This window comes from Spirillospora sp. NPDC000708, from assembly GCF_040299565.1.
Lineage (GTDB): Bacteria > Actinomycetota > Actinomycetes > Streptosporangiales > Streptosporangiaceae > Spirillospora.
In genome coordinates this window covers 38,442-51,544 of record NZ_JBEPCJ010000080.1, presented here as the reverse complement: position 1 = coordinate 51,544, position 13,103 = coordinate 38,442, and the positions used below count along the sequence as shown (strand labels likewise).

Below are 13,103 nucleotides of genomic sequence, written 5' to 3'. Positions count from 1 at the left end.
GGCTCCAAAGTCAAGGGTGGACGAAGTCCATCGCGAAGCGACGCCGAAGGCGCCCTTGACTTTGGAGGGGCGGCCCCGTACGCAAGCGCCACCCCGCCACCCGAACACCCCATCTCGGTGTTGCTGGAACGCCGATGAGTCCTAAATGATGGCATCGAGAAAATTTCAGATCCGCTCTTCTTGAAGGGCGTAGTCCGCGTGACCTGGGCGGCGCTGTCAAGCCCGCGTACGGGTGGGCTTGGTAGCGTCGACGGCCCGCGTTTGAGCAGCTCGACATTTTTGTAGGTGTCAAGCCTGGTCTGCGCCGGTGGAGCCTGCGTGGCGCAGGAGCAATCCACAGTGGCCGGCAATGTCGGTGACTGCATTGAATCAGCGGCCGCGGTCGCGGTCCCGGTGCGGTGCGGTGCGATCGGACTCGGACTCGGAGTTGGGGTGTGACGGCCCCGAGCGGCAAGGGCCCAGATTCTTGAACGTGCGATCCAGATACGGTACGGTGAGCGCATGGCGAGGACCAGGGAGTTCGACACCGAGGCGGCGGTGAGCCGCGCGATGGAGCTGTTCTGGGCGCGCGGATACGAGGCGACCTCGGTGCGCGATCTGACCCGGCATCTCGGGATCGGGCAGGGCTCCCTGTACGCCGCGTTCGGGGACAAGGACGGCCTCTACCGGGCCGCGCTGGACCACTATCGCTCCACCTTCGCGGCGGCCGCCCTGCGGACCCTCGAAGAGGGTGCGGACGCCCGCTCGGCCGTCCGCGCATTGCTGGTCGAGCGGATCCGGATCGCCGTCGAGCACGGCGGCCAGGGCTGCCTCCTGGTCAACGCCGCCACGGAACGCCTGCCCGAGGACCAGCAGACCGGACGCATCGTTCGAGACGTGCTCGGCGCCAACCAGGACGCTCTCACCGACCTGCTGCGCGCGGCGGCGGAGCGCGGTGAGATCTCGGCGCGGCATGCCCCGCAGACCCTGGCCGCCTTCCTCGTCACGTTCCTCAACGGGCTGCTGGTCTCCTCGAAGGTCACGCCGGACGCCCGCGCCCTCGAACCGCTCGTGGAGGTCGCCCTGACCGCCCTCGACTGATGTCGCATGCCCGCTATCTGGATCGCACGATCCATAAAACGGCGAGCCGGCGTCGATGCCGGGCCGCCGCCACCCGACGCGCTGCATCCGCAGCCATGAGGAACACGCCATGAAAGGGAGAAGAGAATGATGCTTGATCACCAGGGAGAACCGGTCCGGACGGGCCGTGCCGCCGTCAACGGGACGAGCCTGCACTACCGGACGGCCGGGTCAGGTCCGGCCGTCGTGCTCCTGCACGGCGTGCCGAAGACCGGCTACCACTGGCGGCACCTCGTCCCGAAGCTGACGCCGCGTTACACCGTCGTCGTGCCCGACCTGCGTGGTCTGGGCGACTCGGCGCATCCCGCGGACGGCTACGACTCCGCGACGATGGGCGACGACGTCGCCGCGCTGATGGCCGGTCTCGGGCACGAGACCTACAGCGTGATCGGAGAGGACTGGGGAGCCGTGATCGGCTACCAGCTCGCCGCCCGTCACCGCGACCATGTCAGCGCCCTGGTCTTCGTCGAGGCGCTGTTCCCCGGGTTCGGCTTCGAGGACCACACGGCGCTCACCCCCGAGAACGTCTCGAGCGGCATGCACCTGTGGCACCTGGGCTTCTACTTCCAGCCGGACGTGCCCGAGATGCTCATCGCCGGGCACGAACGGGAGTTGATCACGTACATGATCAAGAGCGAGCGCAGCCGCCCGGACAGCGCCACCGCCGACGCGATCGAGGAGTACGTGCGCTGCTACTCCATGCCCGGAGGCGTCCGCTCGATGCTGGCGATCTATCGGGCGATGCTCGTCGACGCCGAGCAGAACCGGCAGGCCGCACAGAAGAAGCTGGACATCCCCGTGCTGGCGCTCGGCGGCTCGGCCTTCATCGGCGACCGGAACGAGGCTCAGATGCGGCTGTTCGCCGATGACGTCACCGGCCATGTCTTCGACGCCGGACATGACCTCGCCGAAGAGGTGCCCGACGAGATGGCGGAGGTCGTGCTGCCTTTCCTGGCCGCCCGAACGTAACGCCAAGGCCGCCGCACCCGGACGTAGCGGCAGCACCGCCGCACCCGGACGAAGCATCCGGACGAAGCACCCGGACGCCGCGTCCGGCTTCCGAAGCGAGCGCTCGCGGCGTTCAGCTCTGCCCCGCGTTCAACGTCAGCGGGGTCGACGTCAGCGGGGCGGGCGGATCGGTTCTGCGGCCGAGGCGGGAGGTGCCGTCCAACTGGCGAGGACTTTAAGGCGGTCCTCCGAGGGGGTGCCCGGCTCGGCCGCATAGACGGTCAGGTCGTGCACGGCCCCTTGAGCCAGCGGCAGGTTCAGAGAGCGGAACGCCAGCTCCAGGCGGCCGACCTCGGGATGGTCCAGCCGCTTGACGCCCCCGTGGTGGATCCGGACGTCGTGACTGGCCCACATGGTGCGGAATTCGGGGCTGAGCGTGGACAGTTCCCCGACGAGCTCGCGCAAAGCGCGGTCGTGAGGTTCGCGTCCGGCTTCGGCGCGGAGCACGGCGACCGTGGCCTTGGCGCCCTCCTCCCAGTCGACGAAGAAATGGGAAGAAGAGCCGGGGTCGAGGAAGAAATAGCGGGGGAAATTGGCACAGCCCCGATCAGCGGTGGTGCCGCTGTCGAACATCGGTGAATAAAGGGCCCTGCACAGCGCGTTGCTCGCGACGATGTCCAAGCGGCCGTTGCGCACGAAGGCGGGGGCCATGGTCATGGAGTCGACCATCCACTGCACGGAGGAGGGGATCTCGACGTCGTTGCGGCGGCGGCGCCGTGCCGCCCGGCGGGCGGGACGAGCCGCTCTGGCCAGATCCAGCAGGTAGGTGCGCTCGTCCTCGTCGAGGAGCAATGCCCGGGCGACCGCTTCCAGCACGTCCTCGGAGACGCCGCCGATGTGGCCCTTCTCCAGTCGCGTGTACCACTCGGTGCTCACGCCGGCGAGGGCCGCGACCTCCTCGCGCCGCAGTCCCGGCACCCGGCGTCGCCGGCTCGTGGGCAGCCCGACCCGCTCCGGGACGAGCCTGGCGCGCCGGCTCGTGAGGAAGCCGCGGATTTCCGAGCGGTTGTCGGCGCGGTTGTCGGTCCGGCCGTCAGTCAGGCTGTCGGTCCGGCCGTCAGTCAGGCTGTCGGTGCGATCGCCGCCGTGGCTCTCGGGCGGAAACTCCATTCGTCCACCGTACCCACGGCCCGGACGATAGGGAGGTCGCGCTTGTACCCCCCATAAACGCGACCTTGCTCGCCCCTGACGGCACCGGTTTCGTGGGATCGGCGGTACGGACGGCGCTCCATCACCGCCGTCCGCCGCCCCTCATCCCCATCACACCTCAGGAGCATGACCATGGTCGGCAAGACCGTACTGATCACCGGTGCGACCAGCGGTATCGGCGCGCACACCGCGCGGCTGCTGCTCGACCGCGGCCACCGCGTGGCCGTCACCGGCCGCGACGAGAGCAGGCTGAAGACCTTCCTGGACGAGGCCGGCCGTCCCGACCGGCTGCTGGGCATGATCGCGGACGCGGCGGACTGGGAGGCCACCGAGTCGGCCGTGACCCGCACCGTGGAGCATTTCGGTGCCCTCGACGCGGCGGTGGCCAACGCCGGATTCATGACCGGTGACTCCGTCGGGGCCGGCGATCCGACGTCGTGGGCGCCGATGGTCCTCACCAACGTTCTCGGCCCCGCCCTGCTGGCCCACGCGGCCCTGCCCCATCTCGAGGCCACCGGCGGACGGCTGGTGCTCATCGGCAGCGTCGCCGGGCTGAAGAACTCGCCCGGCAATCTCTACTCGGCCACCAAGTGGGCCACCACCGGACTCGCCGAGAACCTGCGCCTGCACGCCACGACCCGCGGCATCGGCGTCACCCTCGTCAACCCCGGCATGATCGACACGCCCTTCTGGCAGGGCGCCGGCGCTCCGCCCTTCGCGCTGCCTCCCCAGCCCATCGCCGAGGCGGTCTGCCACGCCCTCGACCAGCCGGCGGGCGTCGATCTCAACACCATGACCATCCGGCCCATCGGTCAGCCCGTCTGACCCGAGAGCGCCCGGCACGAGAGGCGGCGCGGCAAAGCGCGGGCGGCGGCTCAGGCGGGCTCGTCGATAGCGGGCATCGGCGGGCCGCCGGGGCTCCAGGTGTCCAGGAAGGACGCCTGGAGGCTCCGGTCGACGAGCTCGACGTCCGCGCCGATCGAGTCGACGCGGTGGTAGGCGAACGCGCGGCCGTGGGGGCAGCCGGAGAACGTCTCGGCGAAGCCGTCCGCGGAGAGCCTCGCCGTCCCCGCCGCGAGGTCGGACGTCCAGAAGCCGAGGTGGTGGAAGCCCGGCCGGGACGTGTCGCCCCACGGCCCGCCCGGCGCGGCCTCGATGAGCTCGACGAACGGGGCGCCACCGGCGGAGAAGACGATCCGGTAGTCCCATTCTCCGAGCCGCCCGTCGGCGGGGTCGCGCCAGGCCAGGCCCGCGGCGGCGGTGAGGTCGCGCATCGCCGCGGCGAGGTCGGGGACGGCGAAGCAGACGTGGTAGAAGCCGGTCACCGGGGGCGGCGGCGGTTCTCGGGGTCCAGCGCCGGGTTGCCGGTCAGGTGCTTGATGCCCGCGATGTCGGTGCCGGGCGGGACGACCTCGTCGATCGCGTCCAGGACGGCCGGGTCGAGGCGGATGTCGGCGGCGGCGAGCAGGTCGTCCAGCTGCGCCATCGTCTTCGGGCCGATGATGGTCGAGGTGATCGCCGGGTGCTCGCCGACGAAGGCCAGCGCCATGTGGGTCAGCGACAGGCCCGCCTCATCGGCGATCTTGGTGAGCCGCTCGACGGCGTCGTAGCGGACGGGCGCGCTCGGGTCGGTGTCGACCGTGCGGCCCTTCCAGTTCGAGTCGTCGGAGGGCGCGAAGCGGGAGCCGGCGGGCGCCGCCTCGTCGCGCCGGTACTTGCCGGTCAGCCAGCCGCCGGCGAGCGGGCTCCACGGGATGACGCCCATGCCGTGCCGCCGCGCCGCGGGCAGCATCGCGTCCTCGATCGAGCGGGCGAAGATCGAGTACTGAGGCTGCTCGCAGACGAACCGGGCGCCGCCGCGGCGCGCCGCCGCCCACTGCGCCTCGACGATCTGGTCCGCCGGGAAGGACGACGAGCCGATGTAGCGGACCTTGCCCTGGCGGACGAGGTCGGTGAGGGCGTCGAGGGTCTCCTCCAGATCGGTGTCCCAGTCGGGGCGGTGCATCTGGTAGAGGTCGATGTGGTCGGTGCCGAGGCGGCGGAGGCTGGCCTCGACCGCGCGGACGATGTAGCGGCGGGACCCGCCGCGGGCGTTGCGCTCGTCCCCCAGCGGGAAGAAGAACTTGCTGGCGAGGACGACGTCGTCGCGGCGGCCCTTGAGGGCGCGGCCGACGATCTCCTCGCTCTCACCGGCGGAGTACATGTCGGCGGTGTCGACGAAGTTGATCCCGGCGTCGAGCGCGCGGTGGATGATGCGCTCGGAGTCGTCGTGGTCGGGGTTGCCGACCGCGCCGAACATCATGGCCCCGAGGCACTGGGTGCTGACCTCGACGCCGGTACGGCCGAGCTTCCGGTACTGCAATGCGGGCTCCTTCTCGTGGTGGACGGGCACGACGCTAGAAGCTGGAGCGCGCTCCAGGTCAAGCCGCGGCCCCCGGCTCCCGCCCGGGCGGCTCCCGGTCCGCCGACGCGACTCGCCGCGACTCGCCGCGACTCGCCGCGACGCGACTCGCCACGATGCGACGCGATGCGGCGCGGAAGCGCACCGTGTCGTGCATGACTCCGGAAAGTTTTGCGATCTCCGACCGGCCCGCCGTCCCCCGCATATCGGACTAATACCTCGATATCGCGTCCATGGCGCTCCCGCTCACGGCCCATTCCACCCACCCGCTTCGCCGCCCGCACCGCCCACCCTGCTCGCCGCGCGGCAGTGGTTCCCCAGCGCGGATCTTCCCAGGTAGAGCGTGCTCTTTGCGCGGTCATGGACATGCCCGAGGGTGATTTCCGGCGGTGTTTGCGGGCGAATCCCGCCGGGCAGGTCGAATTGGTCGATGATCTCTGGGGGGAGTGGCCATGACCACCGTCGGCGAAGGGGGCGTGACGCCCGCATGAACGCGGTCCCGGAACTGGCGCTGGACCTGCTCGGCATCGAACCCGAGCCCTTCGCGGCGGCGCCCACGCTGAACCTGCGCATCGCGCTGCGCCGCCCGGACGGCGGGCCGGTCCAGTGCGTCCTGCTCACCACCACCGTGACGATCGCGGCGGCGCGGCGCCGCTACGAGGACGCCGAGCGCGATCGGCTGGTCCGCATGATCGGCCCGGCCGCGCTGTCGGACGACCCGCCCGGCGGGCTGCTGTGGGCGCGGATCGGCCTGACCGTCCCGACGTTCCGCGGCGAGACGGAGGTGACGGTCGCGCTGCCCTGCGGGCACGACATGCAGGTCACCGCCGACCAGTACCTGCGCGCCCTGGGCGGCGGCGAGGTCCCGCTCGACCTCGCCTTCGACGGGACCGTCTTCTACCCGGGCAAGGACGGCGTGCTGCGCACCGCGCAGATCCCGTGCCGGCACCAGGCGACCGGCGAGCTGTCCGTCGCCATGTGGCGGAGCCTGGTGGACCGCTACTACGGCGCCGTGCGGTGGCTGCGCCTCGACGAGGACCGCTTCGACCGCCTCGCCGCCTACCGGGCCCGCCGCGCGCACACCTCCTTCGACGACACCGTGGACGAGCTGCTCCACGCCGCCGAGTCCCTGCACGGCGACGCCGAGCCGGACGACACCGAGCGCCTGCGGGACGCCGCGCGGCTGGAGTCGCTGAACGAAACCGGCACCGCCCTGCGCGACACCGCGCTCAGCGCGGAGATGGCCATGCGGCCGGAGGAGAGCGGCCCATGGACGCCGTGAGGGCGATCGCCGACACGGTTCTCTACGAAGGGCATCTCCTGTGGCCGTACCGTGCCTCGGCGGCACGGACCGGGAAGCGCTGGACGATCGGCGGCGTCCTTCCGAAGGACGAGGCGGAGCGGTCCGGCGGCCGCTGGACGGTCTCCGCGGAGTTCCTGCTGGAGGACGGCCCTGAGACGACCGTGGAGTTCACGCTGCGGTTCCTGCACGCGGTGCACCGGCAGATGATGGACGGCGACGCCCCGGTGCACGAGCTGAAGGCCGGCGCCGGGACGTACCGGACGCGGCAGGAGGCCCGCGAACGCGAGATCACCAGCGGGCGGCTGCGGCTGGACCGGCTGCTGCGCTCGCCCGTCCGCGTGCCCGTCGCGATCGCCGCGGGCTTCGACGAGAAGCGGATCGAGGGCACGGCGCGGGTCTTCCGCACCTGGGACCAGGTGACCGGGACCGTCGTTCTGTCGGCGGAGCGGGCCGCGCCCGGCGCCGTCCGGCTCCGCGCCGTGATCGTCAACACCGGCACCGCCGGGGACCGGGACGAGGCGGACCGCACGGGGATGCTGTGCGCGCACCTCGTCGCGGACGCGTCCGGCGGGTCGTTCGTCTCCTCCGCCGCCCCGCCCCCGCGCCTCGCCGACGCGGCCGCGGCCTGCCACAGCGACGGCCTGTGGCCCGTCCTGGCGGGCCCGCAGGGCGGGCACGGCACGGTGCTGGCCGCGCCGATCGTCCTCTACGACTGGCCCCAGGTGGCCCCGCAGACTCCGGCCGACCTGTTCGGCGGCGCCGGTCTCGACCGGCTGCTGGCCGAGCTCGCCGCCGGCGACCCGCGCGGCGGAGACCGCGCCACCACCGGAACAGGAAGGAGTGAGCGATGAGGAAGCAGAACATGGGCATGCGCAAGGGCGGCATGCGGGCCATGGCGGGCCGCATGATGGTCGGGATGCTGGTGGCCGCGATGGCCGCCGTCCTGATCAAGATGATGCCGGCGCTGATGCGCCGGGCCCGGTCCGAGCAGGAGTGACCGGGACGAGGAGCATGCGGGTCCCGTAAGCCGGCGATGCGGGTTCGATCCCCGCCCCCGCGACTGCGTGAAGGCGCGCCCGACCGATCGGGCGCGCCTTTCCTGCGCAGGCCGCCGGGCCGCCGGGCCGCGAGGCCGAGTCGGGGCGCCGCGGGCCAGAGGCGGCGCGGGCCGGTCGCGTCAGCGGTCGCGGAGGGCCTTCTCGATGGCGGAGAGCTGGTCGGCCAGGTGGAGGAGGGCGCCGACGGACGGGTCGTCCTCGTTCCCCGCGAGGGTCCGGGCGCGGACGTAGGCGGCCTTCACCTCCGCCCAGCGGGCCTCCTGCTCCGGGGTGAGGGCGTTCCGCAGCTCCGCCAGTTTCAGCAGGTTGGACTCGGTGTCGGAGGTGAGCGTCTGCGCCTCGGCCCGGTAGTGGTCGTCGATGAGCGTCTCGAGCTCCCCGGCGTTCATCACGGGGAGGACCCGCTCGGCGAGCTTGTTCATGTCGCGGTAGGAGCCCTGGAGCCGGAACGGCGGCTCGGTGCGGGACGCGTCGTCCTGCGCCGCCGAGGCGATGTAGGCGCGGTTCACCGTCAGCACGACCTCCTGGACGCGCCGGAGCTTCGCCATGACCGACAGGATCTGGTCGAGCTCGGCCTGCGAGTACGGGTGCGCGAGGCGGTCCGGGCGGACGCTCCGGTCGCCGGACGCCAGCCGGACGAGCAGCTCGACGTCGGCGCGGTCGCGGCCGGCCAGCGGCGCGAGCACCGGGTTGGAGGTCAGGGCGTTCTCGATGTAGCTGAGCGCGAACAGCTCGTCCTTGCCGGCGAGGACGTCGCCGAGGTTCCAGACGTCGGCGCGGTTGGCGAGCATGTCGGGGATCCGGAACCGCTGCCCGGACTCGGTGTACGGGTTGCCGGCCATGCAGACGGCGAACCGCTTGCCGCGCAGGTCGTGGGTGCGGGTGGCGCCCTCGACGCGGCGCTGCGCGTCGCAGAGCGGGATGAACTTCTGCAGGAACTCCGGCGAGGTGTGCTGGACGTCGTCGAGGTAGAGCAGGACGTTGTTCCCCATCTCCAGCGCGAAGTCGATCTTCTCGAGCTCGCGGGCGGCGGTGGCGTTCGGCGCCTTCGCCGGGTCGAGGGACGTGACGTCGCGGCCGAGGGCCGGGCCGTCGACCTTGACGAGGGCGAGGCCGAGCCGGTCCGCGACGTACTCCATCAGCGTGGTCTTGCCGTAGCCGGGCGGCGAGATCAGCAGGAGCAGGCCCATCTGGTCGGTGCGCTTGCCGTCCCCGGCGGCGCCGATCTGCTTGGCGAGGTTGTCGCCGATGAGCGGCAGGTACACCTCGTCGACGAGCCGGTTGCGGACGAACGCGCTCATCGTGCGGGGCTTGAGGCCGGGGATGCCGAGCCGCTCCGACTCGACGGCGACCAGCTCGTTGCGCCGCTTCTGGTAGGCGCGGAACGCGGGGACGCGCTCGGTGCGGAACCGCTGTGTGCGCGCGAGGAGTTCGTCCAGGCGGAGCGGCAGGGCGCCACCGGTGATGCGCGGGTGGGCGCCGAGCAGGTCCTCGACGGTCGCGGTCAGCGCGGCGGGGGAGTCGTAGCTGGCGGACGGGCACAGCACGGTCGCGACGGCCTCGGGCAGGTCGGCCGGGTCGGCGTCCGGGGACGCGGCGAGGTGGGAGCCGAGCCAGGCGCCGGCGAGCTGGTACCGGGCGGCGAGGTCGCCGCCGAGCGCCCGCAGGTCCTCCTCCAGCGCGGACAGGTGCGGGCCGAACGACTTCAGCAGGTCGCGGGTGCCGGTGCCGATGACGAACCCGTCCGGCGCCGTGGCCAGCTCCTCGATCAGGTACTCGGCGGCCGGCGGGCCGTCCGGCGCGGGCAGGCCGGTGCGCGCCGAGAACTCCCCGACGGCTACGGTCAGCTCGCTCGCCAGGTCGTCCAGCGCGGGCGCGCGCCCGAACGACCGGCGGGCCCGGACGAGGGACCGGGCGCGGGTCGCCCAGGCCGCGCGGGCGGCGTCGTCGGCGCCGTGCGTCCAGAACAGCTGGGCCGCCGCGCGGGCGGACGACGGGTAGCGCAGCAGGCCCGCGTCCGCGTGCAGGCGCAGCAGCACGTCGAGGATGCGGGCGGCGTCGTGGTCGTGGACGCCGCGCTCGTAGCCCTCGTCGTACCGGTCGGCCGCCGCCTCCCGCACCACCCGCAGCAGGTCGGCGCCCCGCAGCTCGTCCGCGGACCGGGCGGCCAGGACCGACGTCGCCAGGTACTCGGCCCGGTACGTCTCCGGTGTCTCCGAGACGAGGGTCTGGTCCCACAGGCCGCGGGTCGCGGCGAACGCCTCGTCGCGGACCGGCGCCCGGTAGTCGGTCCCGGTGACGGTGAACGCGATCCCGCCGTCGTGCGGGACGAGCGTCAGCTCGATCGGGCGGGTGTTCACCGCGAACCGGTGCCGGCCGAGGCGGATCGTGGTGCCGTCCTCGCCGTACAGGTCGAGCCGGTCGCGCAGCGCCCGCGCCGCCTCCTGCCGGGCCGCCTTCACCCGCCCTTCCAGCTCCTCGGCGCGCACGTCGTCGCCGAGCCCGCGCAGCTCGTCCGCGATCGCGCGGATCCGCGCCACCATCGCGTCCGTCGCGAAGTAGGCGTTCACCTCGTCCGGCGAGGCGAGGGACGCGGCGCGGCGCCGCACCCCGGTGAGGATCCGGTCGGCGGACCCGGTGAGCCGGCCGGCGCGGCGCGCCCGCTCGTCCAGCAGCGTCTGCTTGCGCGACGAGAACGCCTCGTACAGCTCGGTGCGCTTGGTCTCCAGCCCGGCGGCGAACTCCTCCAGCTCGGCGAAGCGCGCCTGCAGCGTCTCCAGCCGGAGCAGCAGCCGGCCGAGCTGCTCGTCGCAGCGCTCCGGAGTCGTCGCGCCGGCGAGCGCGCCCGCGACCGCCTGGTCCAGCAGCGCCAGCTCGGCGGCGAACGCGGCGCGGCCCTCGTGCTCCAGCAGCTCGCGGCGCCGGTTGTCGAGGACGGCGCGGGCCCGGTTGAGCCCGCCGAGCACCTCGCCGACGCGCTCCAGGATCGCCGTGCGGGCCGTCGCGTCGGTGATGTCGAGGTCCCCGACGACCTCGGTGACGACCTCCAGGCCCTCGTTCTGCGCGTCGAGGAGCTCGGCGAGCGGCGCCGCGGCGGCGGCCGTCGCGATCGCCCCGGCCTCCTCGGCGATGCGCTCCACCTCGGCGTGGTAGCCGGTGAACGCGTCCTCGCCCTGCAGGAACCGGACGGAGCGCTCGCCCAGTGCGCGCAGCTCGGTCTCGACCGTGCCCGACAGCTCGTCGATGCGGGCGGTGTCGGCGTACCGCAGGTCGCGGAGCGTCTCCAGGCGGCCGAGCGCCCGCCGCATCTCGGCGAGCCGGGACACCCAGCCGTCGGCGGTCGCGGGCTCCTCGGCGCCCGCCTGCCGGACCAGCGCGGCGACGTCCTCGCCCGCCTCGTCCACGGCCGCCGCGGCCTGCTCGGTCAGCGCGCGGACCTTCTCGTACTCGTCCAGCACCTGCCCGGCCGTCGCCCGGACGTCCGCGATCGGCGCCGCGAGGTCGCCCAGCTCCTCGTCCGCCAGCCAGTGGAACAGGTCGGACGCCCGCGTGCACGCCGCGATCAGCGCCTCGAACACCCGCGCGGACGGCGACATCTCGTCCACCATCCGGGTGATCGACAGGCACTCGGAGATCCCCCGGACGAGGTCGGCGTTCCCGACCCGCTCCAGCGGCCCGGTCCCGACCGGCTGCGCGGCGGCGTGCTCCTCCGACACGAACGGCGTCGCCCACACCTGCATCGGATGCGCCCGGACCGGCTCCGCCGGCAGCGCCCGCAGCACCACCAGCGTGCCGTCCTCGAACAGCGAGTACCCGTGGCACGCGATCGGCGCCGCCACCCGCTTGCGGATCACGTTGTACGGCAGCAGCAGCGACCGCCCGTCCCCGCGCGAGTGGAACGCGTACAGCACGTCCTCGCCGTTCGGCGACCGGACGACCCCCTCGTACTCCAGCCCGGTGACGTCGGTGTCGAACGTCTTCACCACGCCGGTGTCCAGGCAGTAGCCGCCCGGGAAGACGATCCCGTGGTCGTCGGGCAGCCGCCGGCACGCCTGCTCGATCCCGTCGAGCCGCACGACCTCCTTCGTCCGCACGTTGAACACCAGGTGCCGCCACGCCGGCTCGTTGTACGGCCGGATCCGCAGCAGGATCAGCGCGCCGACCCGCGCGTACCGGACGTCGGCGTCCGCGAGCGCCTGCAACTGCTCGTCCACCGGCTCGGAGTGGATCCCCCTGTCGGTGGACGTGTCGTTGTCGACCTTGACGGTCAGGGTCCCGCCGACCGTGGCGACGAACACCTCGCCCTCGATCGAGATGTGCGGGTGCTTGCCCCGGACGTGGTCGTCGCGGGTCGTCTCGATCCACTCGACGTCGTGCGACGGCGGGAAGGAGTGGTCGCGCTCGCCCTGGTTGTCCTCGTAGGCGACGGTGCCGTCCGGGGCCGTCCGCCAGCGCAGGACGCGCAGGTCGGACAGCTGCGGCCCGGTCTGGAACACCGCGAGCAGCCGCCCGTCCACCAGCCGGAGCTGCAGCAGCCGCGCCTGCCGGTAGTACCGGAACATGTCGGCGAAGTCGCGGTGGAAGCGCGGGTCGTCGAGCAGCCCCGGCACCGCGTCCGGGCCCGCCGGTCCGATGGCACCGGCGCCGCCGTCCCCGTCCCCGTTGCCACCGCTGTCGTCGCTGTCGCCGCCGTCGCGGAACCGGTGCAGCGAGAACACGTCCTCGACGGACGTCACGCCCGCCGTCCCGGGCGCGTTGCAGCCGAGCAGCAGCGTCCCGCCGAGCGCGACCACGTCGCGGGGCACGCCCGCGCGCTCCGTCCGGACCTGCTCGGTGCCGGTCAGCCGCAGCTCGGCGCCGCCGAACACCTCCAGCCGCCGGGCGTTCAGCGCCTCCGCCCGCCGCGCCGCCTCCGCGGCCCGCTCCGCGAGCCGCGCCCGCAGCACCTCGTACGTCCCCTGGTCGAGCCCGCTCACGCGTTCACTTCCATCCTGGTCGGGAGTCCGGTCGCGGCGCGCCGCCCCATGGGGGGTCGCTGCGGGCGGCGCGCCGCGAGTCGATGCGG

General features: G+C 72.9%; 10 protein-coding genes. 6 read left to right on the top strand and 4 right to left on the bottom strand.

The features are described 5' to 3' along the window. The first annotated feature begins 501 nt into the window (after positions 1-501). Positions 502-1,080 carry a TetR/AcrR family transcriptional regulator gene (locus ABT299_RS39625; protein ID WP_500253881.1) on the top strand — a complete coding sequence of 193 codons (579 nt, stop codon included), beginning with the start codon at positions 502-504 and terminating at the stop codon, positions 1,078-1,080. Between the two features lie 126 nt (positions 1,081-1,206). Then, positions 1,207-2,088, top strand: a complete 882-nt coding sequence (locus ABT299_RS39620) for an alpha/beta fold hydrolase (RefSeq protein WP_387023227.1) — start codon at positions 1,207-1,209, stop codon at positions 2,086-2,088. A gap of 150 nt (positions 2,089-2,238) precedes the next feature. Here the strand turns inward: ABT299_RS39620 and ABT299_RS39615 are convergent, their stop codons facing one another. Beyond that, positions 2,239-3,237 (bottom strand): helix-turn-helix transcriptional regulator, encoded by a 999-nt coding sequence (locus ABT299_RS39615; protein WP_500253880.1) that lies wholly within the window; start codon positions 3,235-3,237, stop codon positions 2,239-2,241. Between the two features lie 171 nt (positions 3,238-3,408). Between ABT299_RS39615 and ABT299_RS39610 the strand changes: the two genes are divergently transcribed. Then, on the top strand, positions 3,409-4,101 hold the full coding sequence (locus ABT299_RS39610) for an SDR family oxidoreductase (protein WP_500253879.1): 693 nt from the start codon (positions 3,409-3,411) through the stop codon (positions 4,099-4,101). A 50-nt stretch (positions 4,102-4,151) separates the two neighbouring features. Here ABT299_RS39610 and ABT299_RS39605 read toward each other — a convergent pair whose 3' ends face one another. Together ABT299_RS39605 and ABT299_RS39600 are read right to left on the bottom strand one after the other, a co-directional pair. Next, on the bottom strand, positions 4,152-4,601 hold the full coding sequence (locus tag ABT299_RS39605; RefSeq protein ID WP_500253878.1) for a VOC family protein: 450 nt from the start codon (positions 4,599-4,601) through the stop codon (positions 4,152-4,154). Beyond that, positions 4,598-5,638 (bottom strand): aldo/keto reductase, encoded by a 1,041-nt coding sequence (locus tag ABT299_RS39600; RefSeq protein ID WP_190854730.1) that lies wholly within the window; start codon positions 5,636-5,638, stop codon positions 4,598-4,600. Before ABT299_RS39600 ends, ABT299_RS39605 begins: the two co-directional genes overlap by 4 nt. A 526-nt stretch (positions 5,639-6,164) precedes the next feature. On the opposite strand from ABT299_RS39600, the gene ABT299_RS39595 reads away from it, so the two are divergent. From ABT299_RS39595 to ABT299_RS39585, 3 genes are read left to right on the top strand one after another with little or no spacing between them, the layout of a single operon-like run. Beyond that, positions 6,165-6,959, top strand: a complete 795-nt coding sequence (locus ABT299_RS39595; RefSeq protein ID WP_387023217.1) for a DUF6084 family protein — start codon at positions 6,165-6,167, stop codon at positions 6,957-6,959. Further along, a complete protein-coding gene (locus ABT299_RS39590; RefSeq protein ID WP_500253877.1) occupies positions 6,947-7,831 on the top strand; it encodes a hypothetical protein in 885 nt (294 codons plus the stop codon). The genes ABT299_RS39595 and ABT299_RS39590 overlap by 13 nt, the downstream gene beginning before the upstream one ends. Next, a complete protein-coding gene (locus ABT299_RS39585) occupies positions 7,828-7,977 on the top strand; it encodes a hypothetical protein (protein ID WP_190854725.1) in 150 nt (49 codons plus the stop codon). The genes ABT299_RS39590 and ABT299_RS39585 overlap by 4 nt, the downstream gene beginning before the upstream one ends. A 180-nt stretch (positions 7,978-8,157) precedes the next feature. On the opposite strand, the gene ABT299_RS39580 is transcribed toward ABT299_RS39585, so the two are convergent. After that, complete coding sequence (locus ABT299_RS39580) at positions 8,158-13,014, bottom strand: DNA repair ATPase (protein WP_500253876.1); 4,857 nt, start codon at positions 13,012-13,014, stop codon at positions 8,158-8,160. Positions 13,015-13,103 lie beyond the last annotated feature (89 nt).

Excerpts from the sequence above, each read along its gene's own strand:
- ABT299_RS39585 (WP_190854725.1), top strand. The coding sequence starts at position 7,828 with ATGAGGAAGCAGAACATGGGCATGCGCAAGGGCGGCATGCGGGCCATG.
- ABT299_RS39595 (WP_387023217.1), top strand. The coding sequence starts at position 6,165 with ATGAACGCGGTCCCGGAACTGGCGCTGGACCTGCTCGGCATCGAACCC.
- ABT299_RS39610 (WP_500253879.1), top strand. The coding sequence starts at position 3,409 with ATGGTCGGCAAGACCGTACTGATCACCGGTGCGACCAGCGGTATCGGC.
- ABT299_RS39590 (WP_500253877.1), top strand. The coding sequence starts at position 6,947 with ATGGACGCCGTGAGGGCGATCGCCGACACGGTTCTCTACGAAGGGCAT.
- ABT299_RS39620 (WP_387023227.1), top strand. The coding sequence starts at position 1,207 with ATGATGCTTGATCACCAGGGAGAACCGGTCCGGACGGGCCGTGCCGCC.
- ABT299_RS39615 (WP_500253880.1), bottom strand. The coding sequence starts at position 3,237 with ATGGAGTTTCCGCCCGAGAGCCACGGCGGCGATCGCACCGACAGCCTG.
- ABT299_RS39625 (WP_500253881.1), top strand. The coding sequence starts at position 502 with ATGGCGAGGACCAGGGAGTTCGACACCGAGGCGGCGGTGAGCCGCGCG.